A 26926-nucleotide genomic window follows, 5' to 3' on the forward strand; every position below is an offset into this window, starting at 1 on the left:
ATTACCTGAAAAGCTGTAACTTTGGCACGTTTATTGTATCAATCAGTACAATTGATAGGGAAGTAATATGATGAAAGAAAGAATGAAGAGGTTTACCGAAGAGTCGTATGACGATTTGGATGATAATATTGGGATTGTAATGCCTATCCTTACAGAATGCGATGTGGATGAGGATTTTACAGAAGGAATAGAAAAGGTAGGGAACATAGTTCCTATTCTTCCGTTAAGGAATATGGTTCTTTTTCCGGGAGTAGCCATGCCGGTTATTGTTGGCAGGCCTAAATCTATGCGTCTGATAAAAGAAGCCGTCCACAATAAATCTTTGATCGGAGTTGTCTGCCAAAAGGAAATGAACACAGAAGATCCGGATTTTGATGATTTGTATACGACTGGTGTGATCGCTGATATTGTTCGCGTGCTGGAAATGCCGGATGGTACGACTACCGTTATTTTGCAAGGAAAGAAACGCTTCTCGCTGGAAGCTCTGGAAGATACGGAACCCTATCTGAAAGGAAAAATATCCTTATTGGAGGATAAGATGCCGGATAAGACCGACCGGGAGTTCGAAGCTCTTATTTCGACGATCAAGGATTTGACGATTAAGATGTTGGGCGCAATGAGCGATCCACCCCGCGATTTGATCTTTTCGATAAAAAATAATAAGAATATCCTTTATCTGGTCAATTTCTCTTGTAGCAATATTCCCAGTGGAGCTTCCGAAAAACAGGAACTATTGTTGATCGGTGATCTGAAAGATCGTGCTTATCGCCTGTTGTTTATCCTGAATCGTGAATATCAGTTGGTGGAATTAAAAGCTTCTATCCAGATGAAGACACATGAGGATATCAATCAGCAGCAGCGGGAGTATTTCCTGCAGCAGCAGATCAAAACTATCCAGGAAGAATTGGGTGGTAATATAAATGAACTGGAGATAAAAGAACTACGGGAGAAAGCTGCCAAGAAGAAATGGCCGATTTCTGTTGCTGAAATATTTGAGAAAGAGATTCGTAAGCTAGAACGTTTGCATCCGCAATCACCTGATTTCTCCATACAGACGCAATATGTGCAGACCATTATCAATTTACCGTGGAATGAATACAGTAAGGATAACTTCAATCTGACACATGCTCAGAAAGTTCTCGACCGTGATCATTATGGACTGGAAAAGGTAAAAGAACGTATTATAGAACATTTGGCCGTACTGAAGCTGAAAGGTGATATGAAGTCGCCGATCATCTGTTTATACGGACCTCCGGGAGTTGGTAAGACTTCTTTGGGTAAATCGATAGCAGAGGCTTTGCATCGTAAATATGTACGTGTCTCGTTAGGAGGTTTACACGATGAGGCTGAGATACGTGGTCATCGCCGTACTTATATAGGAGCCATGAGCGGACGTATTATCCAGAATATCCAGAAAGCAGGTAGTTCAAATCCTGTGTTTATCCTGGATGAAATAGATAAGGTGACGAACGATTTCAAAGGGGACCCGGCTTCTGCATTGCTGGAAGTTCTGGATCCGGAGCAGAATTCTGCTTTCCACGATAATTATCTGGATATAGATTATGATTTGAGTAAAGTGATGTTTATCGCTACGGCTAACAATCTGAATACGATTTCGCAGCCTTTACTGGATCGTATGGAATTGATTGAAGTGAGCGGATACATCCTGGAAGAAAAAGTAGAAATAGCAGCCCGTCATCTGGTGCCGAAGCAGTTGGAAGCCCATGGACTGAGTAAGGGCAAGGTGAAGTTCCCTAAGAAGACGTTACAAGTTATTATAGAATCGTATACTCGTGAGAGCGGCGTACGTGAATTGGATAAGAAGATCGCCAAAGTAATGCGCAAGCTGGCTCGTAAAGTAGCTTCCGACGAAGCGATCCCGGCACAGATCAAGCCGGAAGACCTTCATGATTATCTGGGTCCGGTAGAATACAGCCGTGATAAATACCAGGGTAATGAGTATGCCGGAGTTGTTACCGGTTTGGCGTGGACTGCCGTAGGGGGAGAGATCCTTTTTGTAGAGTCCAGCTTGAGTCGTGGAAAAGGCTCGAAGTTAACTTTGACAGGAAATTTGGGTGATGTGATGAAAGAATCTGCCATGTTGGCACTTGAGTATATTCACGCACATGCATCTGTGTTCAATATAAATGAGGATTTATTTGAGAACTGGAATGTGCATATTCATGTCCCGGAAGGTGCGATACCTAAAGATGGCCCCAGTGCCGGTGTGACCATGGTTACTTCGCTCGTATCTGCATTTACCCAGCGTAAGGTAAGGAAGAATCTGGCTATGACGGGTGAAATAACGTTGCGTGGAAAAGTTCTTCCGGTCGGAGGTATCAAGGAAAAGATCCTGGCTGCCAAACGGGCAGGCATCAAAGAATTGATCCTTTGCAAGGAAAACCAAAAGGATATTGAAGAAATCAAGGCTGATTATGTAAAGGGATTGACATTCCATTATGTGGAAGATATTCATCAGGTGATCGATATCGCTCTGTTGAAAGAAAAGGTGGATAATCCGTTATTCTGATTTGATCTGCTATAACAAAAAAGCCGCTGCATTAATTAATGCAGCGGCTTTTTTGTTACTGATCGATTCTTATTCAGTTTTTTCTTCAGCGTTAGTTTCTGTCTCGGCTGTTGTTTCTTCTGTAGCCGGTTCTTCTTCCGGGGTAAAATCGGTGATATCTGCTCCGATCAGGATGTTATACCATGTCAGCAATTTCTTGATATCGCTGGGATATACCCTTTCACGGTCGAAATCAGGTAAAACTTCGGCGAAATAAGTACGCAATTCATTTGTGTTTGAAGGTACTGTTATTTTAGCCCCGTTTTCTTTATTTTTTACGCTGGTAAGAACTTCGTGCAAAGGAACTTCCGTCTCGTTCGTGTAAATAGCTATATCACCTAGCGAGATCACTTTATCTTTTGCATAAGCGGGTACTCTTTTTTTATCTGTCAGCGATTCGACAATCAGCATGTTCTTTCCGTGGGAAACCAATCTAAATAATCCCGGTTTTCCCGAAATAGACAAAATAGTCTTCAACATAATACTTCGTTTTCTAATAGTGTTAAACTTTAAAGCTGCAAATGTAGCATAACTATGCGATTAATTCTATAAAGACGCCAGAAATTTTTCAATCTGGGGGAGTAATGCCTGCTTATCATCATTGTAAATGACATAATCAGACTGGTCCCTTTTTGTTTCGTCCGGAAACTGATTTTCGATGCGGCGTACGATTTCTTCCTTGAGAACATTATCCCGTGAGACAGCCCGTTCAATACGGAGCTCCAGGGGAGCATACACCATCAGGCTTCTGTCTACCGCTTTGTTGAAACCTGATTCGAAGAGAATTGCCGATTCAATAGCGCATACATTAGCAGTCTGGGCCTTTGTCCACTCAGAGAAATGCCGGTTGACTTCAGGGTGGATGATTGCGTTTACCTGTTGAAGGTATTCAGGAGTGTTAAATATGTATGACGCCAACAATTTTTTATTCAGTCCGTTTTCTGTATAAATGCTGTTCCCGAACAATGCTATAAGTTTTTTTCTGATTACCGGAGAAGTCTCAGTCAATATTTTACTTTCCGTATCAGCTACGTAAACCGGTACTCCATATAGATTCAATAAAGTAGCGATTACCGATTTACCGCTTCCTATACCTCCCGTTATGCCAATTTTGATCATTGAAGATTATTTTGTTCCAGGATGAATTCTATTTTGTCCGGAACGAGCGCCACAGAATTTACCCAATCCGGCTTTTTTGTCAGTTGGATAGGTAAGGAGCCTGATACGTTTTGTTCCAGGTCTTTAAAAGAAAATCTGATCTCAAAGGCGTCTTCCGATAAGTCCTTGAAACGAGATAACGGAATACTGCATGTCACCTTTGCAACAGAAGGGAAAGTGCGTAACGTATAATGAGGTGGCAAATCCGTACAAAGTACCGGAATTTCCAGTGTTTTTTCTGTAAACTCCTCAATAGGGATCGTTATAGTAACACTGGTCGGATCATAAGTCGCTTCGCTGACCTTCTGCAGTTGTATGGTCTTTGTGATTGTTTTATTACCTTTTTTTATTTCCGTAAATACCGTTTTCGCCTGGTTCAGAGTATCCAGGACTACATCACTTGCATATACGCTGATATTCATCGGTGAGATTGTTATATTACCGGATACGTGAAAACCTGGGTTTGTCTGGATCGTCCCATTGAATACAACAGGAATCTCTTTTTTGATACGTTTGCTGTATGCTGCTTCAATGTGCTGAGGTTCAAAAGTAACCAAAGAGGTGGTTGCCAGCAATTGTTTTTGAATATCGTTTTCGATCGCTTTTTTAGAAATGGATATGGAACCGCTTTTTTCTGCTTGATTTTTCATATTCGTCTCGATTGGAGCAAATGATCTCCCGAAGGAATAGTTCAACAGAACACTTCCTTTATCCTTTACTTTGGCAATAACCACTTGGGGAGGTGTTTCCGTAAAGGAGATATCAGGGGGGATATTCTTATATCTGACCGGTATGTTTATTTCTATCTCATATTCCTGCTGGAGGCTCTGTAATAACCAGAAACCTAATGACAGTAGTACAAAAAAGAAAAAGATCAATGCTTCCTTCCATCTCTGACGACGCAGAAAAGCATTAATCTTCATCCGGGCAGACTTGAATGATTGATTTATATTATCAAGCTGCGGCATATTTGTTGTTCCTTATTTTTGCTGTGCGTCTTCTGATGAAGCAAAGATAGAAGTTTTATCAACACGGATACGTACGCCGTCTGAAATTTCTATCAGCATATAAGTATCACCGATTTCTTTAATCTTACCGTAAATACCTCCGGCAGTGATTACTTTGTCACCGGTTTTCAACGCTTCACGCGATTTCTGGATCTCTTTCTGCTTTTTCTGTTGCGGACGGATCATGAAGAAATAGAAGATGGCAACGATAACTACCATCATTAAGATGCCTGACCATTGTGACTGGCCTCCGGCAGCCTGAAGTAAAATACTAACTAAGCTCATAATTAATTATATTCATTTATAAATTTGTACCAAGTTGACTAACTACAAATGTAAGGATAATAATTAGTCTTTAAGCAATACCTTTTCTTTTTTTAACTCGGATACAATAGAATCTAATATTCCATTAATAAACACTCCGCTTTTAGGAGTACTGTAGTATTTTGCTGTGTCGATATATTCGTTCAATGTGACATTGATAGGAATTGTCGGGAATGTCATGATTTCAGCCAAGGCTACCTGCATAATAATGAGGTCCATATTGGCAATGCGTTCAGCTTCCCAGTTTTTCATATGTTTATTGATACGTTCGCGATATTCGGAACCTTTCAGCAATGACTGGCGGAATAGTTTGATTGCAAAAGACTGGTCTTCCATGTCTTTGAACATCGGTAACAATTTTTGTTTGCTACCGCTTTTTTCCTCAAATTGCTTGATTGTTTTTAATGTAAATGTTTCAACGATTCCGATATCGTCATTCCAGTAGATACTTTTATCTTCCAGAAATTCTTCAATCTGTTCATTACCACAGATTAACTTTTTGAATACGGCACGCCAAAACTCTTTGTCTGTCTCGTACGAATCATTCTCATTATCCAGATATTCGTTATACAAATCCGAAGCCAGGATTATATCCAGTACATTTTTTACAAACTCTTCATCGTTAACCCATGACAACCCTTGTTCTGCTACATATTTCTGAAGAGCTTCGTTTTCTGCGACCTGGGCTGCGAAACGGTTATCTACCAGACGGGTATTGGGATTCAACTCTGCGTGAGTCGGCATGTACTTGCATTTTTTAGCGTCAAGCGTACGTCTTTGTAAATTGGTGACTTCGATAATTAGAAGGAGGAAGTAGTGATATAAGTCATACGACTTCCGTAAGCTGAAAAGCAATTCATTTTCCGCTACTTTGAGGTCATTGTTTCCGTTTTGATAGAATGAGTAAACTATCTGTAAAACTTTAATGCGGATTAAAATTCTGTTGATCATCGTTTGAAGGAACTACTTTATTATAAATTAGGTTGCAAAGGTAGTCATTCTTTTGATAAAAGAGTCCTGGTTTATTTAATTTTACATGAGTTAGGTGTTATTTTACACTTTCAAACGTAAAATCAGATATTTTGATGAGTTAAAATAGTTGTTGTTTAAAAAAAAATGCACATATTTGAAGCAAGTTATGAATATTGGGTGGGTATTTAACAAATGTTGGCTATATGGATGAGTCGGTGAAGAAAACACAGGTTGAAGGTGGCGATAAAGAGATTCTGTACTCTAAAGCCATAAAAGCAGGTAAGCGGATCTATTATCTGGATGTGAAGAAGAACTTGAAAGACGATTTGTTTCTGGCGGTTACCGAAAGTAAAAAGGTACAGCCTAAAAACGGAACACAGGTCTCTTTTGAGAAGCATAAGATTTTCCTTTATAAGGAGGATTTTGAGAAGTTTATGGAGGGAATGAATGATGTAATCAATTACATCAAACAGCGAAACTCCGAAGATCAAAAAGCACAGGCCCCGGATGCTGAAACAAAAACAGACGATGATTCAGATGAGATAAAACTGGACATCGATTTCTAAGAAGGGGGAAAAATAATAACGAGCTGCTTTTCTTTAAAGAATAGGCAGCTCGTTATCTTTTATAGGTATCCTGTTGTAAAGGTTGCCTATTTTACTGCGGTTTATGCAACCGGATGAATTGCTTCAGTAGGACAAGCGTCAGCACAAGTACCACAATCAGTACACATTTCAGGATCGATATGATAGATATCACCTTCTGAAATAGCTCCTACCGGACACTCGTCGATGCAAGTACCGCAAGCAATACAATCTTCACTAATTAAATAAGCCATTTTCTTAAACGTTTAAAATTGATAACTATTAGTTGGTGCAAAAATAGAGTTTTATTTGTATTTCTGCAATAAGTTCTGATCTTTTTCGTTATTATTCAAAATTGATTGAGAGTTGAGACGTCTATTACTTTTAATATTAGTGTGTAGCCTTGCCATCCCTGGTGTGATGGCGCAAAAAGAAAAGGTTAAAAATCAGCCGTATGCCGATTTGAAGTGGCTCCATTTAGGATTCCATGTCGGATTGCATGCGCAGGATTTGTTGTTGACCAATACCGGTGTTACAACCGATGGTGAGATATGGTTTGCTGAAATTCCTAGTTATTCGCCAGGATTCAGTGTCGGTGTTATAGGTGATATGTATCTGAATCCATATTTTAATTTGCGTTTTGTTCCCACCGTGCATTTCGGGGATAAAAAGTTTCTGTTCCGTGAACAGGAAACCGGTGAGGAGTTCTCTACTTCTGTCCGTTCTACTATCCTGAGTTTTCCTCTGAATGTGAAGTTTTCTGCCCTTCGGTTGAATAATTATCGTCCTTATTTAATAGGAGGTATATATGGTGCGATGGATCTTGGACGTAAAAAGGGGATGCCTGTCTTGTTGAAAGGAGCTGATTTCGGTTTGGAGTTTGGTATCGGATGTGATATTTACCTGCCGTTTTTTAAGCTCTGTCCCGAATTGAAGTTTAGTTTCGGGCTAGTCGACCTTTTGCAAAAAGATCGTAGTGACCTTACTGATAAAGATCTTATCAAGTATCCGAATGCGTTATCGAAAGCAACTTCACGTATGGTTTCGCTGACGTTTAATTTCGAATAAACACTTCTATATAAATGTAAGCGGCAGGAGCAGCCAGCATCAGACTATCGAACCGGTCGAGCATTCCTCCATGACCGGGGAGAACGTTGCCGGAATCTTTAACACCCAGCGTGCGTTTCAGTAATGACTCGATCAGGTCTCCCCAGGTCCCAAACAGGACAACGGTAGCTGATAATCCCAGCCAGTTATACCAGCTTACTTCCGGGGCATACCATGCCAGAACTTGTGACGCTCCTAAAGCGACAGCTAGTCCTCCGAAAAATCCTTCCCATGATTTTTTAGGAGATATGCGTTCAAACAATCTTCTTTTTCCGATCATGGAACCGACCAGATATGCTCCGGTATCATTCAGCCAGATGAAAATGAAGATTGCCATAATGAACAAAGGCGAATAAACGATTTGTCCGGGAGTATCCGGTATGGTAGCTATAAAGTTCAGCATCGAGAATGTACCGGCACAATATACCTGTGCAAAAATGGTAAATGCCCAGTTATTGATCGGATTCGGTGCTTTATAATATAATTCGGCAACCAGTATATATATAAGGAATAGGATATAGGGCAGGAAAATGATACCATCTGTCAGTTGATTGGTGTAAGCGAAAGTGGCAGCAAATAGATAAGCTCCTCCCAGTGATGAGATTGTTCGCTTGATAGAGGCTTCTTCATAATGTTTCACCAAGCCGTAGAATTCCCATAAAGTCAATCCGGTAATTATACCGAATACGATGAGAAAAGAGATTGGATGGTAGCAAATTGCTCCAACTAGTACCGCAACGAAGATTATACCGGTAAGCGCCCGTTTTATCAGATTTTTCAATACTGTATCGTTTTGTTCGTTTGTTGATTTATTTTTCGTGCAAAGATAAAGAATAAATCTAAATATAAACAGGATAGAGTGTGGCAAAACAAATAAACCGGACACAGATAACGCAGTCTGCGTGCTCTGCGTTATCTGTGTCCGGTAAAAAATATTTGTCAGGCAATATTGTCAGTCTCACTGACACTGGCCGTAACAACCTGGACTTTATTGTCGGTTGCCTGGCTGTCTGTATCTTCCGTTTTTTTGTCGTCAGCAGCTGCCTGTTTCTCATTGTTTGCCTTTTCCTGCAATTCCAGAATTTCCTGTGAGCGTGAGATCCAGGCCCGTTTGCCAAAGATATGTTCCACATCTTCTGTATAGATCACTTCCCGTTCAAGCAATACCTGTGCCAGTTGGTTGTGCCCTTCTGCATTTTCTGACAGGATTTTCTTTGCACGTTCATATTGTTCGTTGATGATCTTTTGTACTTCCTGGTCGATCATGCGAGATGTCTCTTCACTGTATGGTTTAGTGAATCCCCAGTCCTGACCGGTTGAATCGTAATAATTCAGGTTCGGGAGTTTATCACTCATACCAAAGTAAACAACCATAGCGTAGGCCTGCTTGGTGACACGTTCCAGGTCATTGGATGCTCCAGTCGAAATTTTGCCTAGGAACAATTCTTCTGCAGCCCGTCCACCCAGTGTTGCACACATTTCATCGAGTAGCTGTTCACGGGTAGTGATCTGGCGTTCTTCCGGTAAGTACCAGGCTGCTCCCAACGCTTTACCTCTAGGAACAATAGTTACTTTTACCAAAGGGTTGGCATGTTCAAGTAACCAACTTAGAGTTGCGTGGCCGGCTTCATGATTAGCAATACTATTGCGTTCGTCTGCTGTGGTTATGCGGGTCCGTTTTTCCAAACCTCCGACAATACGGTCTACAGCATTCATGAAATCTTCTTTCTGGACAAATTTCTTTCCGCTACGGGCAGCTATCAATGCTGCTTCATTGCAAACATTCGCGATATCGGCTCCGGAGAAACCCGGAGTCTGGCGTGCCAGAAATTCTGCATCGACACTCTCATCTATTTTAATCGGGCGTAAATGTACTCCGAATATTTCTTTACGTTCATTTAGATCCGGTAATTCCACATGGATCTGGCGGTCGAAACGTCCTGCACGAAGTAAAGCCTTATCCAGGATATCTGCACGGTTAGTTGCTGCTAAAATGATCACACCGCTATTGGAACCGAAACCGTCCATTTCTGTCAATAACTGGTTCAGCGTGTTTTCACGTTCGTCATTACTATTCATATTCACGTTCTTACCACGGGCACGGCCAACGGCGTCGATCTCGTCAATGAATACGATACAAGGTGACTTTTCTTTTGCCTGACGGAACAGGTCACGAACACGTGATGCACCTACACCGACAAACATTTCCACGAAGTCGGAACCAGACAATGAGAAAAATGGTACATCTGCTTCACCAGCTACTGCTTTTGCCAGTAATGTTTTACCGGTTCCCGGAGGACCAACCAACAGGGCACCTTTAGGAATTTTACCTCCCAGTTCCGTATACTTTTCAGGATTTTTGAGGAAAGAGACTATTTCTTCTACTTCCTGCTTGGCTTCAGATAATCCTGCTACATCCTTAAATGTAACTTTCCTGTCGTTATCTTTATCGAATAGTTGTGCTTTGGCCTTGCCGACACTGAATACTCCGCCGGGGCCACCGCCTGCACCTCCAGACATTCTTCTCATCAGGAAAATCCATACGACAATAATCAGAATAATAGGTCCGAAAGATACCAGAAAGTTCCATATTGCATCATCTCCTTCTTCAAACCGTACTTGTGTATCGATATGATTATCTGTCACCGCTTTGTCGTAAAAATCGGAAAATTTGTCTGCCGACGGTATTTTTACATATACTTTAGGGTTTGTTCCCAAAGCCGTACTGTCACTCTTAAATACCAATCCTTTCTGTCCGCTTTTAACACTAGCTTCAACAAGGTTTTTTTTGTTGTAGACAACCATCTTGTCAAACACATTTTCCTGAGCCAGTTTCTGGAATTCAGTCCATCCCAGTTCTTTTGACGCCGAGGAATCGTTTGTCAGATATAATGCAATAAGCATCATAAATATTAGCCCATACATCCAATACAGGTTAAACCGGAACATTTTAGGCTTATTGTTCTTCGGCGCTTTATTAAACATGTCGTTTTTATTTTCCATACTTTGAATTCGATAATATTAATCCGGTTTAATCGAGATCCGGGATCTGTGTGACCTTTGAGTCCGACCACAAAGTTTCCAGATTATAGAACTCGCGTTGTTCCGGTAAAAATATGTGTACAAGAACCGTGCCATAATCCATACCTATCCACTGGGCACTTTGATTGCCGTCGACAGACAATGGCTTTTCACCGGCTTTTCTTCGTGCAGAATCCCAAACGGAATCAGACAGGGCTGAAACCTGGGTTGGTGTGTTTCCTTCGCAGATCACCATATATTGGCATACAGCTCCGGATAGTTGGGTTAAATCTACGGTTACAATATTTTTGCCTTTTTTCTCTTGTAGGCCTTCAATAATTGTTTTTACTAATTCTTTTGTTTGATCCATTTATTTTTTATTGAATAATTTTCGAAGATGCAAATATACTCCTTAATTTATAAACTGCATGCTTTCTCTATTTAATATATGTATAAACCCAGTAAATTCAAAACAGGAGAAAAAGAAAATTGTTTATTTTGATGAAATTTTTTCGCAAAATATTTGCAAGAATAAAAAATGTCCGTATCTTTGCAGCCGTAATCGAGAAACATACTACTCGAAGCTACAAAAACTGTTCTATGGTGTAATGGTAACACGTCAGATTCTGGTCCTGAAATTCCAGGTTCGAGCCCTGGTAGAACAACTGCTAAAAAAATGATCCCTTGTAAGTCAAGAACTTGCAAGGGATTTTCTTTTACGTGGGGCGGAATAGGGGGTGTTTTGCCTCCTTTTTAGTTTAGACCACCATGCATAAAAACCTGTGAAATATAAAAATGGAACAACAAGGCCAATAAAGATCCACAGAATACGTGAATAATGTCCCCAGAAAGTACCGAAATGAATGAAATACATAGACCGGGTCAGTTTTTCTGGAGTTGGCTTTTCTTTCCACAAATTTAATTTGACAACTTTTCCTGTAATAGGGTGTATATATATGTGGTTACTTCCTGTTCTTTCAAAGTCACCTCTATGATACATTCTGACAGAAAAAACAGATTTGTTGTCTTTCGGAAAAAAGATCATCATAGGACGACCTTCTGTAAATTCTTTACATGCTATATCCATAATGGCATCTAAAGAAATCCATTGACCGGAGTACTCTTCAACTTTGGGAGCTGGTTGTAAGGCTTTACCTGATGATACAGATTCAAATACAGTGTGGAATTCTTTTTTGAACCCAAAATAGCAACCGGTGAAAGCGATTAAAAATAGAAACAAGGCTGTGAAGAGTCCTATAACTATATGTAACCTGTAACATCTGACGCCTGGTTTTTCCCCTTGCCGGAAGTTGAATATTTTTTTACTTGGATATAAAAATAGACCGGAAACAATAAGAAATATCAGTAAGAAACCAAATACTGCAACCCATACAACGCCGTTCTTTTTTAATAAAAGCTTGACATGTAAATCATACAACCATTGGAATATCTTGTGACGATATCGGTCAATCCCAAGGACTTCCCCCGTATACTGATTGACATAAACTTGAATTCGACCTTTCTCATCCGTGGATGTGGTCCGAAAACTGTATGCGCAATCCTTTCCTCCGTAAAGGACCATGTTGCTTATAGTTAGTTGGGGATATTTTTTTCTAACGTTATCCAGTAAATATTGCAATGGAACTATTCTGTCCGACGGCTCGACAAATGCCAATTTTTTCACTGACAGTTTTTCTAACTCAGGTTTATAGACAATGGCTGAACCGGAAACACATATTAGGGTTATCACTAACCCTAATATGAGTCCTATATATAAATGTGTATTTACCAATATCTTTTTGAGGATATAATTGTGCATCATAACACAGTCTTTTAAAAGTTAACAGCCAGCATTACCATGAGTGTTCTGGCTGTACCGGGGAACAACAGGTTATTACCTTGCGAGCCGGTATAGTATTCCTGATTGAATACATTTTTCAAGTTTGCGGAAATTTTATAGAAGCTACGCTTGTAGGCAACAAAACAGTCAAAAATATGGTATGAGTCCAATTCGATGGTTTGGGCCATATTTCCATAAGATTTTCCTTGATAATACCAGCCGCCACCAAACGATAATCCTTTTACAACACCTCCTCTAACAAGGTAAGAAGTCCATAAGTTGAGCTGACTGGGAGATATATTTGCCAACTTTGTACCAACGGGATAGTTCTTGTCGTTAGTTTCGGTCACCTCGGCATGTGTATATGCATAGTTGAATGCGACACTCCAGCTCGGGGTAATTTCGCCGGAGACAGCCAATTCTATACCTTTACTTGTCTGTTCACCGATAAGAATTTTGAATTCTTCATCTTCAGGATCTGTGGTAGGTAAGTTTGTTTTTGACAGTTTATAGAACGCCAGGCTAGAGGTAAGACGATCATTGAAGAATGATTTCTTTATACCGGCTTCCCATTGTTTGGAACGAATCGGATCGAAAGCTTTACCATCTTTAGTCTGGCCGGATTGAGGAACGAATGATTGGCTATAAGAAAGATAAAGGCTTAAACTTGGTATTGGCATATAAACCGCACCAACACGTGGGGAGATAGCGAAATTCTTTTCATCACTTTTTGTCTCTTTAATATAATTGTCCTGTTTGTCGTTTACCCAGTCAGCACGTGCACCAATTAATAATTTTAGCTGGTCGGTAAAGCTTAGCTGATCTTGCAAATATATTGCTCCGGTATTTTGTGTGATATATAAATCTGTACTTTGTTCCATTTCAAAATCTGTCGGTTTCTCTGAGTATACAGGGTTGACATAATTTATGGGGGTATACATATTACCCTTTACTTTTCTTCTATTGGTAAGCCGGCCGAATTCTACTCCTGCGATCGCTTTATGTTTGATAAAGCCTGTTGTGAAATTACCGCTAATTTCTTCAATCAGATTTAAATAATTGATTTTTGCATCCCAATGTGCTAGACGTCTAGTGATTGTACTATCTTTTTGAGGTGTCTTCATCTGAAAATACAGACGGTCTTCATGGGTGAAATATTGGCGGGCAGAACTTCTGAATGTCCAATCTTTATTAAAACGGTGCTTCAACTCATAGCCGAAACTGGTGTTGGTAAACTTTCCATAAGCCCATGGTTCACCTAAAAAAGTTTTGAACCCATGATCGATAATTTCATTGTTTATATGTAAAACTCCGGGATCATGTGTTCTCTTGTCCCTGAAAATGTCTGCATCAAGATTAAGAGTAGTCTTTCTTCCTAAATCAATGTCAATGGTTGGAGTGATGTCATATCGTTTACTATTTTGCGGTTTACGGAATTTATCTGCGTCTTCGTACATCGCATTCAGGCGATAGCGTATTGTTTTTTTCGTGTTTATTGGACCGGTTAAGTCGATGGCCGCCTGTTTATAATCATAACTGCCATATCTGATGGAAGCTCCATAGCGGGGAGTATATAAAGTCGGCTTGGTGATAAAATTAATTATACCACCAGGTTCTACGGCTCCATAAAGAACGGATGCAGGTCCTTTTAGTATTTCGATGCGTTCGATACTTGAGAGAGCATCATTTGAGAATTTGAGATAACGTACTCCATTTCTGAAATAATTGCGGGAGTTTGTCATAGAAAAGCCACGGGAAGAAAATACCTCGTTAATGTTACCGGCTTCACCAGAAGCTCCTCCTTTGACACCACCCAGATTTCGTACTACTTCTGTCATGGTGGTTGCCTGCTGGTCTTCAATTAATTTTCTTGTTACAATACCAACCGATCCCGGTATCTCCAGCACCGGAATTTCCATGCGGGTTGCAGAAAAGGCGATATCAGAATTGTAGCTTTGGGGTTTGGCTCCTGTAATATCTACCTCGGGAAGGCTTAATGATTTATATGACAGCTGAATATCCAATCTGTAATCCTGTTCGCCATCAGGAATGTCGCGGACAGCGGAAACGGTATTGTAACTGTTGGTTATCAATACATGATTTTTTGAGTCTTCTAAATTTATGGAGTAGTAGCCATTGTCATCTGTAATCGTTCTCAACTCCGACCCTTTGATGAAAATTACAATGTTTTCTAACGCCTTATTGCTTTCATCAACAATATAACCACTAACCATTCTGTTAGTTTGTGCAAAGGTACAAATGGGAATAAATAAAATAAACAGAAACAGCCATATTAAAAATGGAGTTCTGCAACGAGTAAATGATGTAACCATAATAATTATTATTAATATTGAAAAAATAACAAAAATTACAGCTAAACAATTGAAAATTTAGTACAAAAGATAAAAGAAAAATTAGAATTTTTCCATTGGTCATATCTTTCAGCTATATTCCACGTTAGCCTTAGAAAAAAGATTTTGGCAGGTCTTCTGACTTACTCCATCTTTGAACGTTCCTTCCCATTCATTGATGAACAGTGGATGTATTTGTTGTTCAAAGACTTTTGTGGAGAATACAGCAGCGGGTCTGCTCAGGATTCACACCTGATTCCCTTTTAATCATATTCATAGAGTCTATTTTATATGAACCAAAAATCGCAGCAAATATAAATATATTTTTTAGAATAAAAGTAATACCTGAATGCGCCTATCTTTCGGGGACAGAGTGGGGAAATTTTGTTTTCAACTATTCATTCCCTTTCCCCCATCTGAATCCGATACAATCAAGTAGATGGATACGTTCGTTACTGAGCTTGCCTTTTCTTTTCAAATAAGCCATTCTCATCCACCATGAATACAGAGACTCTTCCTGGGGATCTCCGGATTTCGCCTTAGGGTATCGTTTGTTGTTTGTTGTGAACTCACAAAAATGATGATATCTCTCGATCCATATCCTGTTGGTATTTTCCGGTGAGCGTCTGTTATTCTCCTGGCTATTGGTCCAGTCGAAACCTAAATTACTCAATTTTTTGATCTGTCCGGGAGAAAGCGTTACACTTGTATCCGTTCGGTTTTTATAGGCTCTCATTTTACTACACCACTTCGCCAGTCTCGACTCTTCCGGATCTCTGGTATGGGCAGGCCATTGACCGGTACGGGCATAATAATCCTTGACCAGGTTGAACGATTCTTTCCATGTTCTTCTTTTGTTGTTTGAACTCCAATGGAAACCGATATCATCCAACAGTTTGATATGTTCTTTATTTTGTTTGCTTTTGGGGGTGTTTTTTCTGGTAATCCGTTGTGACAGGCACCAGTTGACAAGTCTGATTTCTTCCGGTTCTGATGCATTGACGGAAGGCCATCGTTTTTCTTTTTCCACAAAGTCTTTCAACATCTCATAATTAGCCATCCACCGTTCTGTCTTTTTTTGAGCCTTATCCGCATCGATTCTATCAATTAATTGAATCTGCTTTTCTGTAAGTTTCTCCGAAGAATGGTTCCTGATAAATCTGCATCTGGTAATCCACTCACCTAGATGCCGCTCTTTTACATTTTGCGACGAAGGTGCAGGCCATCTGTTGTTTTTTTCGTAGAAAGCAATAACCGCATACTGCTTGGTACTTCTTTTCTTTCTTCTTCTTTTCATATACTAGCGACTCTATATCTCCTTTGTCTATTGTGTATTATATAACCGAATGTTTTTATTATCCTCAAAGATATTCAAATATTTGGTTTCTAATAATCTCCGTTTGATATAATGTTATTTTACCTCTGTTTTCTATATGTTTTATAGGAGATATTTACGTCTGTTTTCAAAATATCGGATTTCTGTAGATATAAATAATTGATAGAAAAAATCCCCCAACAGTAAGCTCACGAATGAAGAGATTACAGTTGGGGGATTAAATATCTCAGATAGGATTACTTAATTCTGTTCTTTCAGGATCACATCGTGTGCACCACCTTCTACGATACTCGTTGAAGATACCAGCGTGATCTTGGCATTTTTCTGTAAGGCGGGGATTGCGATAGCACCGCAACTACACATGGTAGCTTTGATCTTGCCTAATGTCAGGTTCAGATTGTCTTTCATTTTACCGGCATAAGGAACATAGCTGTCTACACCTTCTTCAAACTTCAGTGAGGCACTTCCTCCCATGTCGTAACGTTGCCAGTTTTGGGCACGGTTTGAACCTTCACCCCAATATTCTTTTACGAAGTTGTTTCCGATACGCAGTTTCTTTGTAGGAGATTCGTCGAAACGGGCAAAATAACGTCCCATCATCAGGAAGTCAGCTCCCATTGCCAATGCAAGTACCATGTGATAATCGTGCACCAAACCACCGTCGCTGCAAATAGGGACATAAATACCTGTCTGTTCTTTATATTCGTCGCGGGCCTGAGCTACATCGATCAAAGCGGTAGCTTGTCCGCGTCCGATTCCTTTTTGTTCGCGTGTAATACAGATGGAACCGCCACCGATCCCGACTTTGATAAAGTCAGCTCCGGCTTTTACCAGATATAAGAAACCATCTCTGTCCACCACGTTTCCGGCTCCGACTTTTACTTTGTCACCATATTCTTTCTTGATCCACTGTAATGTCTCGTATTGCCATTCCGAATAACCATCTGATGAGTCGATACATAATACATCTACACCGGCTTCAACCAGGGCAGGAACGCGTTCCGTATAGTCACGGGTATTGATACCGGCACCGACCAGTAATTTTTTGTCAGCTCCGGAAATTTCGTTCGGATTTTCGCGATGGCTGTCATAATCCTTACGGAATACAAAATAGGCCAGGTTCTGGTCCTTATCTATGATCGGAAGTGTATTCAGTTTATGATCCCAGATGATCTGGTTTGCTTCTTTCAGCGTGATGCCGACTTCTCCGACGATCAGTTTTGCGAAAGGTGTCATGAACTCTTTTACTTTTGTGGAAGGATCGTCTTTTTCGATGCGATAGTCGCGGCTGGTAACCAATCCCAGCAGTTTACCGTTAGGAGTTCCGTCATCAGTGATACCGATGGTGGAGTGTTCTGTTTTGTTGACCAGATCGATCACGTCAGCCAGCGTGTTTTCCGGTGTTAGGTTGGAGTCGCTGGTCACGAAACCAGCTTTAAATTTCTTTACTCTTCTAACCATTTCAGCCTGGCTCTCGATCGGCTGTGAACCGAAAATGAAAGAAAGACCACCGTTGCGGGCCAGTTCGATTGCCAGTTCCGGACCGGATACCGATTGCATGATTGCCGATACGAACGGGATATTTAATTCGATAGATGACTTATCGCCAACATTGTGTTTGACAAGCGAAGTTTTTAAAGAAACGTTTGTAGGCACACATTGTTTTGTAGTCAGACCGGGAATAAGAAGGTATTCTCCGAAGGTTCTAGATACATCGTTTAAGTAAACTGCCATATGATTATATATTTACTGGATGAATTTTTGTGCAAAAGTACTGAATTCTGTTCAGATATGTTTTATTTATGATCATTTTTCATATGAATAAAAAAGGCTGTTACCGGACAAAAGGCATTGCCGGAACTTTTTCAACGGCTGAAATGTTATATATATGAATTAAAGAGGAGGAATATTTATGAAAATGGTAGTAGATAAGGCGAACTCTCGCGGATATGCAAACCACGGATGGCTTAAAACATATCATACATTTAGTTTTGCCAATTATTACAACCCCAAAAGAGTACATTTCGGAAAGTTGCGTGTATTGAATGATGATACGGTAGCACCGCGTGAAGGTTTTGATACACACCCACATAAGAATATGGAAGTTATCTCTATTCCGTTGAATGGTTATTTGCGGCATGGCGATAGTATACAGAACAGCGAAACGATCACTCCGGGAGATATACAGGTGATGAGTGCCGGTACAGGCATTTTCCATAGCGAGTTTAATGATAGTGCCGAGCAGCAGCTTGAATTTCTGCAGATTTGGGTTTTCCCGCGTGAAGAGAATACCAAACCGAAGTACAACAATTATGATGTACGTCCTTTGTTGAAAAAGAATGAGTTATCTTTGATCCTTTCGCCTGACGGTGCAACTCCGGCTGCGATCAATCAGGATGCCTGGTTCTCGTTGGGAACACTGGATGCCGGACAGATCAAGGAGTATAAATTTCATAAGAAAGGAACAGGTGTTTATCTTTTCGTTATTGAAGGGGAAGTGGAGGTGAACAACACGACCTTATCCAAACGGGATGGTGCCGGTTTCTATGATACCGACAGTATAACGATAGAAGTTCTGAAGGATGCGAAAATCTTATTGATGGAAGTTCCGATGAATTGAATTTTAGATCTTTTGGTTAATATAAATATGAAGGAGGTATGTTTTGATGGCATACCTCCTTCTGTTTTTTAGTATTCTCTGTCAGACAGGAAATCGATCATTCGTAGAATTGCACGGCTGCAGGCCGGGCAGAAAGGAGCATAATCACGCATCATACAATGATCCATCGGGCGGTAAATACCTTTGGAAATATAACCGCCTCCTTCAAATACACCGGGTTTATCTTTGTGTGCAGCGTCCAGTGGTGTTGGAATAGGGGTATTGGCAGGTAAAAGATCTTTCCATTTACTGTCGAAGTCAACCAGTGTCGTTATATTGGGTTCCCAGGGTTCATATTTCAGATTATAGAAATCCTGGTAGGCAACTTCGGAAGAGAAATATTCGTCGGCCAGTCCGGCAAAACTATGTCCGAATTCATGGACAAAAACATGTTGTGTTTTTTCATTATCGGCAGTTCCCATAGCGTAGAAATTATACATGCCACCACCACCATATGTATCGGTGTTAACCAGCAGAAATATGGCATCGCAGGGTACATTCCATACTGCATCGCGGATCGATTTCATATCCGGTGTTGTCAGGTAACGGTCGACTCCAAAGGTGTAATATCCGGTATTTAAAGCCGTGTTCTTATATATGCCTTTACCTGAAATATCAGTCCCTTTATCTTCTGAGATTAGATTCACAGCCCATATATTGAAATCCTTACGTCGTGTAGTATAAGGAGGCGTCTGAAACAATGACTCCGTAAATTTCTTTGCATCGGCAACAAATTTATCCTGATCGTCTGCCGTATAACCTTCTGCAATGAAAACCAGATCGACTTTTTCATTCGGATTTCCTTCATATTGAATTTGAGTTACTTTATTTTCTTTTAGTTTTCCCCGGTCAATGAAAATACTGGTCGGGTCGATATCCATTTTTAACAGAGGGTGAAATTGCATATCCGCTTTGTCACGTGCTGTAATCTCAACAACGACTGTTGTCTTAGGATAGGGAACCGAGATACTGTTCGTCCACGATTGTGTTTCTGTTTTGGCCTGTTCGGTGGTACGCCATTCTTCAAAAAGCGTATTGAAACCGCGTGAGTAGATCAATTCATTGGTTGATTTATCATATATGTTGATGTAATATCCGCCATAATTGAATTTGTCGATCCGGTTTTTAACAGGACCTCCCCATACCGGTTCTTCCCGTAATTGCTGTATAGCTGCGGCCTGAAATTGGGTATTTCCGCTTAAAGCGAAATCAATTCGTAGGCTTTTGGTTGTGAAGTATTTGTCGAACTCGTTTTGTGCCAGGCAAGTAAGACTGCAAAAACAGGCAATTAGAAGCAGGGAAATTTGTGTTCTCATATTTTTGTGTTTTATCAGGTGTGATTTGTACGCACAAAGATACTATTTTTGTAGATTTGTCTTTCTAAATCTCAAGGATATGTTTACGGATATAAGAAGAAAGGATAGAATTCTTGAAAATGAATTAGCTTATCGGCTCCTGGAAAGTGGAGAATATGGATTTCTTGCTATGGAAGGAGTGAATGGCTATGGTTATGGTATACCAATCAGCTATGTGCTGAACGATGATAAGTGTATCTATTTTCATTGTGCCCCGGAAGGATATAAACTGGAATGTCTGAAACAAAACCCGAAAGTCAGTTTTAGTGTAGTTGGAGAAACCCGTGTTATTCCCGGACAGTTTACGACTGCTTATGAATCTGCTATTGCTTTCGGTACAATTCATATGGATCTGCCGGTAGAAGAGAGAATGCTTGCCCTGCGTCTGCTGGCAAAGAAATATTGCTCCGGATTTGAGGTTGTCGGAGAAAAATATATTGCCGGATCATTTAAGCGGACTAATGTCCTGCGTCTGGATATTGAGCATATTTCCGGAAAATGTAAACGCATCAAATAACAGGATGAATATAAATAATTAATCCCGGGAAGTTTTCCCGGGATTAACCCTCTCTTAGTTATGACGGGATCTCTTGTGCCATCTCACGGCATATCCCTTATCGCCTTTTTGCTATTGACTAATTATATCCCTATTTTTATAACATTACATGATTCTGTAACAAAGTTCGCTTATTCATTTTCCTTAGCCAAACTTATCCGATGGATAATATCTATGATGCGATAGACTACGTTTATGGTAATTGTTATTTTTCTCTGATAAAATATTTTTATGTTTAAATAGTCTTTGATTTATAAAGTTTGCTTTTCTTTGTAGATTGATTTAAATCTAAATAGCGATGGGAAATTCATTGGTCGAACAGCAGTTGATAACAAATTTCTTTAACTACTATCCTCAGGGCGGAGCTTTGTATGATGGTGATGGTTTGTTAATCGCTTTAAATAAGGCAATGTGTGAGAAGTTTGCTATAACAGATATTTCTGATTTTCTCCTGAGTAATTTATTTGAAACGACGTTTCTTTCAGATGTTCAAAAAACTTATCTACGGAATGGGAGTGTGGTCAGTCACAATTTGCCTCTCGGGTTTTCTATTATTCCCGGGTTCAATGAAGAAGGAGGAATTATAGGATATACATTGTTACTTACAGACCCGGCCTCCAAAGAATGGGATGTTATGTCGTATGACCAGAAAATGCGGGAACTGGCTGATATCTCCGAAAAGGTAGCCGAATCGATTCCGGATACGATACTGTTAGTGAATGAAGAACTTGTAGTAGAGCGGATCATCGCTTATGCGACAGAGACTTGTATCACTCCCGAAGCGATCAATCACCGTATAGATGATTTGCCTGGTTTTACCTACCCCGATGAAACGAAGAGGAATATGACGAAGATTGTACAAAAATGCCTGGATACATCGGAAATAATCAATATGGATATGTCGATTCCCGGGCATGATACTCCGGTTGTCTATTTTAAGATAAGAATGGTTCCGTTGCATCATAAATATGTGGTGGTCTATATTCGCAACGTATCTGAGCAGGTAGAAAGGGAAAAAGAAAATAAGGCTCTGAGCGGAAAACTGACGGAGAGTCGTACAATGATGGAATTAGCATTGAAGAATAGCCACATAACCACCTACTCTTTTAATTTTCATCGTTTTCAGACTTGTGATAAAGAGCATTGTAACCATTGTTTTCAGTTTTATGGTGCCAGTAATTACCTGTTGGAAAGGAATAAATATATCTGCCGTGCTCTGTCCAGTCTCCGTCATCCCGATGACAGGGAAGATTTTTTTCTTTTGTTCAATGAGATAAGAAACAGGAATTTATTGGAGTTTGCCGTTAATTTCCGTTTGAAGAACGATGACGGGGAATACCGGAATTACGAGGTGATCGGGAGAGCACTCGAACATGATGAGAACGAACGTGTAAATTTGATTGTAGGTTGCATGGTCGATAATCAGAAATATATTGAATATGAACGAACCTTGATAGATGCCAAGGAGAAAGCTGAAAATGCCGACCAGTTGAAATCTGCGTTTTTAGCCAATATGACACATGAGATCCGTACCCCGTTAAATGCTATAGTGGGATTCTCCGATCTGTTGTCTATTGAAACCGATCCGGAAATAAGGGAGACTTATATAAGTCTCATCAAATCGAATAATGAATTGTTATTACGTTTGATAAACGATGTGCTGGATATTTCAAAAATAGAATCAGGCATGCTCTCGTTTGCTTATGTAGATATTTACTTGCCTTCTACCATGAGAGATATGTACAATGTGATGCAGCTGCGGATGCCGGAAAATGTGGAATTGATACTGGATCCTTGTGCTGATATCACTATGAGGACGGATAAGAGCCGGTTGGTACAAATCCTTAGTAATTTGCTGACGAATGCGATAAAACATACCTCTGTCGGGACTATTCGCTTTGGTTATAAATTGGAGGACGGCTATGTTCACTTTTATGTATCCGATACCGGTACAGGTATTCCGGAAAAGGAATTGGATCATATTTTTGGCCGTTTCGTGCAGTTGAAAGGGGCTAGCAACGGTATTGGATTAGGACTTGCTATCTGTAAAGGACTGGTAAATAAGATGGGAGGCGAGATGTCCGTATCTTCCAGGCTCAGAGAGGGTGCCACTTTCCGTTTTACATTGCCTTTGGCTAATACTCTTTCATAAATTCCGACGGCGTTTTCCCATATTGTTTCTGGAAACAGGTAGAGAAATAAGCCGGAGAAGAAAATCCAGTCTGGAATGCAATTTCATTGATGCGGCTTTCTCCCTTCTCCATAAGTTGGACAGCCTTCTTCAGTCGGGTTACTTTTATAAAGTCGACCGGAGATAACCCTGATAATCCTTTTACTTTCCGGTACAGGCTGGAGGTACTCATCCCCATTTCCGTTGCCAGCATTTCTACATTCATGGCTTCGTTGGTGATATGTTCTTCCAGATATATATTAAGTTTCCGCAGGAAAAGATCATCGACTGTGGAAACAGCCAATGTTGTTGCCGGGGTGGATGGAGTTTCTTTGTAAGTTCTGGTCAACATCTCCCGGCTTTTCAGCAAGTTTGCGACCTGGGCAACCAACAACTCGATCGAAAAGGGTTTTTCCATATATGCATCGGCTCCATTGTTTAACCCTTTTAGCCTGGATTGCAGATTGTGTTGAGCTGTCAGCAGGAGGAAAGGAATATGGCTGTAGTTGACATCATTCTTTACCTCATTACATAGTTCAAACCCATCCATAAAAGGCATCATAACATCACTGATGATCAGGTTTACCGTATGATCTTTTAAAATTGTAACCGCTTCTTTTCCGTTAGCAGCTTCCTGGATCCGGTATGTCTCTGCCAACTCTTTGGCAATGAACCGACGCATATCTTCCTGGTCTTCCACTATCAGGATTACCGGCTTTTCATTATCAGCGTCGCAGGTATTATCTGTGACCGTATTTTCTGTGTTTTTGTCGAATGTTAATAAATAGCAGTCTTCCTGCTCTTTAGGTAAGGTAAGTGTAAACCTGTTCATTCCTTCCGGAGTCTGCGTATAATTTAGAGTACCTTTATGAAATTCAGCCAGTGAACGTGCCAGCGAAAGTCCGATACCGCTTCCTTGCTGATGTTCCGTTTCTTTCAGACGGTAGAAAGGGGTAAATATATTTTCTTTTTCGCTATCGGGGATGAGCATACCGTCATTAGTGACGGAAATGATAAACTCGTTTCTGTCCTTCTGTATTTGCAGTTGCAGGGAGAGGTACTTGTCTGAATATTTTATAGCATTGGTCAGCAAGTTGTTCATTATTTTGGAGAAAGCTTCCCGGTCGATAAAGGCGGAGAATGTTTCTTCAGGTATCTCGCAGACAAATGTTTTATTATCATGTTCCATAACCGGAAGGAATGGTTGCAGGATCGTTTGAAGCCAGAGAGTAACATCTGTATTTACATAATTCAGCTTGAATCCCCGGCTTTCCGTTTTCCGGAAGTCGAGTAACTGGTTACTTAAGTTCAATAGCTGTTGTGTGTTTTTTTCAATAATTTGAAGGTTCTCCCTGGTAGAAGGAGTACCGTCGTTCGATTTGATGATCTTTTCCAAAGGAGCTTTGATCAATGTGAGTGGTGTCCGTATCTCGTGGGTGATAAAGGTAAAGAATTGTATTTTGGCATCGTATAGTTCTTTTTCCTTTTTGCTTTCGAATAAATCCTGGTTTATACGGTGTTTTTCTTCCAGTTTTGCTTTTTTGTAATTATAGAAGAGTACTATGCAGATACAAATGATCAGGATGTAAACCAGAAATGCCCATCCGGTAGCCCAGAAAGGCGGGGTAATGATGATCTGTAACGACTGCTCATTATTCTGCCATATACCGCTGCTATTGGTCGATTTCACTTTGAAGGTGTATTCTCCGGGAGAGAGGTTGGCAAAAGTGACATTTTTATTCTGATTCATATAGATCCAGTCTTTATCGACGCCTTCCAGCTTATAGGCATAACGGATCGCATCCGGCGAAGTATAACTGAGAGCTATATACGATAAGGTAAATGTCGAAGCATCGTAAGGTAACTTTAAAACGTCTCTGTTTTCGATGGAAGAAGTAGTGAAATTATATCCGTTTGCTTCATTTTCGGGAAGGTCGATCCCGGTAATATACATGGGAGGGGTGAATGTATCTTCTTTGAACCGGGATGGGTTGAATGACAACATACCGTTGATAGTTCCCATATAGATCGTTCCGTCGGGTGACTGATAGGAAGAACTGTAGTTGAATTGTGTTTCATGCAACCCGTCTGTATAGGTGAAGGTTTTCATCACGTATGTTTCCGGATTGAACCTGACCAGGCCGTTCGCTGTGGATAACCAGAAATTGTGGGAATCGTCTTCAACGATCCGGTAGATGATATTACTGGGTAACCCGTCTTCTGCTGTGATCCGGTTGAACGATTTTGTCTCCCGGTTGAACAGGGATAATCCGTTAACAGTGGTAACCCATATCCGGCCTTTTGAATCTTCAAAGACTGACGTCGTGTTATTGCTGCCGATACTCTGTAATTTGTTGGCATCGGCCGTGTATTGTTCTACCTTATTTTCTTCACGCAGGTAGTGATAAATACCGTTGGATGTTGCAGACCATATATCTCCGCGGCTATCTTCATATATCTGTCTGATCAGGGTGTAAATATTATTCCATTGCGTAAAACTTTCAGTCTGCCTGTCGTAAGATAATACCCCGCTGCCGGTACCTACCAGAAATTCATTATTCTTTGTTTTGCAGAAACAAAGGACGAAATTATTGTTCAGGGCATTGTGAGTATTTTCGCGTGAATAATGTTTGATGATCTTTCCGGATGGAATATCCAATACGTCGATCCCTTTATTGAACGTGCCTACCCATAACTGGTTACCGTCAGCCAGTAACCCGTGTATATTGGTCGCCGACAGAAGATGTTTCGGATTGTTGTATGAGTAGTTTGTTATTTGTCCGTTTTGAGGATTGTAGCAGTTTATACCGTTATCTTCTGTTCCCAGCCATAGATTGCCATATTGGTCGGGTACGATTTCGCGGATTGCGTTACCGAGTAACTGGGGATGTGTTTTTCCTCCGATAAAATAGTTGAACCGGTTATATTCTTTGGGCAGATAACTGATCCCGCCAAAAAAGGAACCTGCCCACATGCCTCCTTCGCGGTCCCGGGTTACGGAGTAAATGGCATTGTCAGCAATGGCATATTCGTTCGTCAGGGATTTTCGCAGATTGGTTACTGTCTGATCCAGTATATTATAAATGTAGATGCCTGATTCAGATGCGATCCAGTAGGTTGTCGTACTATACGGGGTGATGGCACGGACCTGTATTTCGGGAATAATATTCACTACACTCCGATCCTGATATTTGTAAAGCAGAAGTCCGCCCTGATTGGTCCCGGCCAGGATACCCAGGTCTGGGATCTGGCATATTGCTTGTATAACGATCTGGCTATCGATCTGCATTTCATTCAGAAGAGGAAGTCTCTGAAAGTTATCGGTCTCGGATTTATACATATATAAAGATTGCCGGTCAGAGAAAAGAGGTTCCCCATCGTTCATTAATGTGATAATGGCCGGATAGAAATTGTTTTCTGCCGGATAAGTCCGGGAAGTGTTATCCGACGGGTTGTACCGGACGATCCGGTTATAACCGATAAACCAGAGACTGTGGTTTTTGTCTTCTGTTACAGCGGAAAAAGACTCCGGTTCGTTTTGCCCGGGTGATAGCTGGAATGCATGAAAGGTATCTGTTTTGTAATCATAATAACAGGTTCCGCCGGCGGTAAAAACCCATATCTTTCCATCTGAACTTTCAAAAAGATTCAGGATATGGTCGTTCGGCAAGCTATTCGGATTATATGAATTATGCCTATAGATTTTAAACGTATGCCCGTCGAAACGGTTCAGTCCGTCTTCCGTACCAAACCACATGAAACCCCGCAGGTCCTGCAGTGAGCAATACACCGTATTATGCGATAATCCGTGCTTATTGTTGTAATGTCTGAAATGAGGGTTATTGGCAACTCCCGGCAAGTATTCCAACAATAGCCAAACATAGAAGATTAGCAGCGGTATTCTTTTCATATCGAAT

The 26926-nt window shown here is 40.5% G+C and carries 21 protein-coding genes, 1 tRNA gene and 1 riboswitch; of the genes, 7 read left to right on the forward strand and 15 right to left on the reverse strand.

Annotated elements, in window-relative coordinates:
• The first annotated feature begins 70 nt into the window (after window positions 1-70).
• On the forward strand, window positions 71-2530 hold the full coding sequence (gene lon, locus DWX23_RS07360; RefSeq protein ID WP_370450077.1) for an endopeptidase La: 2460 nt from the start codon (window positions 71-73) through the stop codon (window positions 2528-2530).
• Between the two features lie 69 nt (window positions 2531-2599).
• Here lon and DWX23_RS07365 read toward each other — a convergent pair whose 3' ends face one another.
• The 5 genes from DWX23_RS07365 to nusB form a co-directional block, all read right to left on the reverse strand.
• Window positions 2600-3049, reverse strand: coding sequence for a DUF5606 domain-containing protein (locus tag DWX23_RS07365; protein ID WP_122374012.1), 450 nt, complete (start codon window positions 3047-3049; stop codon window positions 2600-2602).
• 66 nt (window positions 3050-3115) lie between these two features.
• Window positions 3116-3688, reverse strand: coding sequence for a dephospho-CoA kinase (coaE, locus tag DWX23_RS07370; protein ID WP_122374013.1), 573 nt, complete (start codon window positions 3686-3688; stop codon window positions 3116-3118).
• A complete protein-coding gene (locus DWX23_RS07375) occupies window positions 3685-4695 on the reverse strand; it encodes a YbbR-like domain-containing protein (protein ID WP_122374014.1) in 1011 nt (336 codons plus the stop codon). Before DWX23_RS07375 ends, coaE begins: the two co-directional genes overlap by 4 nt.
• A gap of 12 nt (window positions 4696-4707) precedes the next feature.
• Window positions 4708-5019, reverse strand: coding sequence for a preprotein translocase subunit YajC (gene yajC, locus DWX23_RS07380; protein ID WP_007658999.1), 312 nt, complete (start codon window positions 5017-5019; stop codon window positions 4708-4710).
• A gap of 63 nt (window positions 5020-5082) precedes the next feature.
• On the reverse strand, window positions 5083-6009 hold the full coding sequence (gene nusB / locus DWX23_RS07385) for a transcription antitermination factor NusB (protein WP_122352889.1): 927 nt from the start codon (window positions 6007-6009) through the stop codon (window positions 5083-5085).
• A gap of 224 nt (window positions 6010-6233) precedes the next feature.
• On the opposite strand from nusB, the gene DWX23_RS07390 reads away from it, so the two are divergent.
• Entirely contained in the window at window positions 6234-6596 is a 363-nt protein-coding gene (locus DWX23_RS07390) for a DUF3276 family protein (protein WP_122352890.1), read from the forward strand.
• Window positions 6597-6697: 101 nt separating this feature from the next.
• On the opposite strand, the gene DWX23_RS07395 is transcribed toward DWX23_RS07390, so the two are convergent.
• Window positions 6698-6868, reverse strand: a complete 171-nt coding sequence (locus tag DWX23_RS07395) for a DUF362 domain-containing protein (RefSeq protein ID WP_007658993.1) — start codon at window positions 6866-6868, stop codon at window positions 6698-6700.
• Between the two features lie 112 nt (window positions 6869-6980).
• Between DWX23_RS07395 and DWX23_RS07400 the strand changes: the two genes are divergently transcribed.
• Window positions 6981-7682, forward strand: coding sequence for a porin family protein (locus DWX23_RS07400; RefSeq protein ID WP_122352891.1), 702 nt, complete (start codon window positions 6981-6983; stop codon window positions 7680-7682).
• On the opposite strand, the gene DWX23_RS07405 is transcribed toward DWX23_RS07400, so the two are convergent.
• The 3 genes from DWX23_RS07405 to rsfS form a co-directional block, all read right to left on the reverse strand.
• On the reverse strand, window positions 7669-8502 hold the full coding sequence (locus DWX23_RS07405; RefSeq protein WP_122374015.1) for a phosphatidate cytidylyltransferase: 834 nt from the start codon (window positions 8500-8502) through the stop codon (window positions 7669-7671). The genes DWX23_RS07400 and DWX23_RS07405 overlap by 14 nt on opposite strands.
• 158 nt (window positions 8503-8660) lie before the next feature.
• On the reverse strand, window positions 8661-10724 hold the full coding sequence (gene ftsH / locus DWX23_RS07410; RefSeq protein WP_122374016.1) for an ATP-dependent zinc metalloprotease FtsH: 2064 nt from the start codon (window positions 10722-10724) through the stop codon (window positions 8661-8663).
• Window positions 10725-10752: 28 nt separating this feature from the next.
• Window positions 10753-11112, reverse strand: coding sequence for a ribosome silencing factor (gene rsfS, locus DWX23_RS07415; protein ID WP_122352894.1), 360 nt, complete (start codon window positions 11110-11112; stop codon window positions 10753-10755).
• Window positions 11113-11336: 224 nt separating this feature from the next.
• On the opposite strand from rsfS, the gene DWX23_RS07420 reads away from it, so the two are divergent.
• Window positions 11337-11407, forward strand: a tRNA-Gln gene (locus tag DWX23_RS07420).
• 26 nt (window positions 11408-11433) lie between these two features.
• Here DWX23_RS07420 and DWX23_RS07425 read toward each other — a convergent pair.
• The 4 genes from DWX23_RS07425 to DWX23_RS07440 all read right to left on the reverse strand — a co-directional run bounded on the left by DWX23_RS07425 (window position 11434) and on the right by DWX23_RS07440 (window position 18003).
• Window positions 11434-12564, reverse strand: coding sequence for a PepSY domain-containing protein (locus DWX23_RS07425; RefSeq protein WP_122374017.1), 1131 nt, complete (start codon window positions 12562-12564; stop codon window positions 11434-11436).
• Between the two features lie 11 nt (window positions 12565-12575).
• A complete protein-coding gene (locus tag DWX23_RS07430; RefSeq protein ID WP_122374018.1) occupies window positions 12576-14915 on the reverse strand; it encodes a TonB-dependent siderophore receptor in 2340 nt (779 codons plus the stop codon).
• A gap of 128 nt (window positions 14916-15043) precedes the next feature.
• A riboswitch (cobalamin riboswitch) is annotated at window positions 15044-15249 on the reverse strand.
• A gap of 78 nt (window positions 15250-15327) precedes the next feature.
• Window positions 15328-16230 (reverse strand): helicase associated domain-containing protein, encoded by a 903-nt coding sequence (locus DWX23_RS07435; protein WP_122374019.1) that lies wholly within the window; start codon window positions 16228-16230, stop codon window positions 15328-15330.
• 279 nt (window positions 16231-16509) lie between these two features.
• On the reverse strand, window positions 16510-18003 hold the full coding sequence (locus tag DWX23_RS07440; protein WP_122352898.1) for an IMP dehydrogenase: 1494 nt from the start codon (window positions 18001-18003) through the stop codon (window positions 16510-16512).
• 178 nt (window positions 18004-18181) lie between these two features.
• Here DWX23_RS07440 and DWX23_RS07445 point away from each other — a divergent pair, with 178 nt between their 5' ends.
• A complete protein-coding gene (locus DWX23_RS07445) occupies window positions 18182-18889 on the forward strand; it encodes a pirin family protein (RefSeq protein ID WP_122352899.1) in 708 nt (235 codons plus the stop codon).
• Between the two features lie 68 nt (window positions 18890-18957).
• On the opposite strand, the gene DWX23_RS07450 is transcribed toward DWX23_RS07445, so the two are convergent.
• Entirely contained in the window at window positions 18958-20244 is a 1287-nt protein-coding gene (locus tag DWX23_RS07450) for a M64 family metallopeptidase (RefSeq protein WP_122374020.1), read from the reverse strand.
• 79 nt (window positions 20245-20323) lie between these two features.
• Here DWX23_RS07450 and DWX23_RS07455 point away from each other — a divergent pair, with 79 nt between their 5' ends.
• Both DWX23_RS07455 and DWX23_RS07460 read left to right on the forward strand, forming a co-directional pair.
• Entirely contained in the window at window positions 20324-20800 is a 477-nt protein-coding gene (locus DWX23_RS07455; protein WP_122374021.1) for a pyridoxamine 5'-phosphate oxidase family protein, read from the forward strand.
• 337 nt (window positions 20801-21137) lie between these two features.
• A complete protein-coding gene (locus tag DWX23_RS07460; RefSeq protein ID WP_122374022.1) occupies window positions 21138-22991 on the forward strand; it encodes a PAS domain-containing sensor histidine kinase in 1854 nt (617 codons plus the stop codon).
• On the opposite strand, the gene DWX23_RS07465 is transcribed toward DWX23_RS07460, so the two are convergent.
• The gene (locus tag DWX23_RS07465) at window positions 22975-26919 is read right to left on the reverse strand and encodes a hybrid sensor histidine kinase/response regulator transcription factor (RefSeq protein WP_122374023.1); all 3945 of its coding nucleotides are present in this window, start codon (window positions 26917-26919) and stop codon (window positions 22975-22977) included. The genes DWX23_RS07460 and DWX23_RS07465 overlap by 17 nt on opposite strands.
• Window positions 26920-26926 lie beyond the last annotated feature (7 nt).

This window comes from Parabacteroides sp. AF18-52 (assembly GCF_003479145.1).
GTDB lineage: Bacteria > Bacteroidota > Bacteroidia > Bacteroidales > Tannerellaceae > Parabacteroides > Parabacteroides faecis.

Coding starts and splice junctions, on each gene's coding strand:
- DWX23_RS07440 (WP_122352898.1), bottom strand. CDS start 18,003: ATGGCAGTTTACTTAAACGATGTATCTAGAACCTTCGGAGAATACCTT.
- DWX23_RS07425 (WP_122374017.1), bottom strand. CDS start 12,564: ATGATGCACAATTATATCCTCAAAAAGATATTGGTAAATACACATTTA.
- DWX23_RS07435 (WP_122374019.1), bottom strand. CDS start 16,230: ATGAAAAGAAGAAGAAAGAAAAGAAGTACCAAGCAGTATGCGGTTATT.
- yajC (WP_007658999.1), bottom strand. CDS start 5,019: ATGAGCTTAGTTAGTATTTTACTTCAGGCTGCCGGAGGCCAGTCACAA.
- DWX23_RS07365 (WP_122374012.1), bottom strand. CDS start 3,049: ATGTTGAAGACTATTTTGTCTATTTCGGGAAAACCGGGATTATTTAGA.
- ftsH (WP_122374016.1), bottom strand. CDS start 10,724: ATGGAAAATAAAAACGACATGTTTAATAAAGCGCCGAAGAACAATAAG.
- DWX23_RS07450 (WP_122374020.1), bottom strand. CDS start 20,244: ATGAGAACACAAATTTCCCTGCTTCTAATTGCCTGTTTTTGCAGTCTT.
- DWX23_RS07430 (WP_122374018.1), bottom strand. CDS start 14,915: ATGGTTACATCATTTACTCGTTGCAGAACTCCATTTTTAATATGGCTG.
- DWX23_RS07455 (WP_122374021.1), top strand. CDS start 20,324: ATGTTTACGGATATAAGAAGAAAGGATAGAATTCTTGAAAATGAATTA.
- DWX23_RS07395 (WP_007658993.1), bottom strand. CDS start 6,868: ATGGCTTATTTAATTAGTGAAGATTGTATTGCTTGCGGTACTTGCATC.
- coaE (WP_122374013.1), bottom strand. CDS start 3,688: ATGATCAAAATTGGCATAACGGGAGGTATAGGAAGCGGTAAATCGGTA.
- DWX23_RS07390 (WP_122352890.1), top strand. CDS start 6,234: ATGGATGAGTCGGTGAAGAAAACACAGGTTGAAGGTGGCGATAAAGAG.
- DWX23_RS07460 (WP_122374022.1), top strand. CDS start 21,138: ATGGGAAATTCATTGGTCGAACAGCAGTTGATAACAAATTTCTTTAAC.
- DWX23_RS07445 (WP_122352899.1), top strand. CDS start 18,182: ATGAAAATGGTAGTAGATAAGGCGAACTCTCGCGGATATGCAAACCAC.
- rsfS (WP_122352894.1), bottom strand. CDS start 11,112: ATGGATCAAACAAAAGAATTAGTAAAAACAATTATTGAAGGCCTACAA.
- lon (WP_370450077.1), top strand. CDS start 71: ATGAAAGAAAGAATGAAGAGGTTTACCGAAGAGTCGTATGACGATTTG.
- DWX23_RS07465 (WP_122374023.1), bottom strand. CDS start 26,919: ATGAAAAGAATACCGCTGCTAATCTTCTATGTTTGGCTATTGTTGGAA.
- DWX23_RS07375 (WP_122374014.1), bottom strand. CDS start 4,695: ATGCCGCAGCTTGATAATATAAATCAATCATTCAAGTCTGCCCGGATG.
- nusB (WP_122352889.1), bottom strand. CDS start 6,009: ATGATCAACAGAATTTTAATCCGCATTAAAGTTTTACAGATAGTTTAC.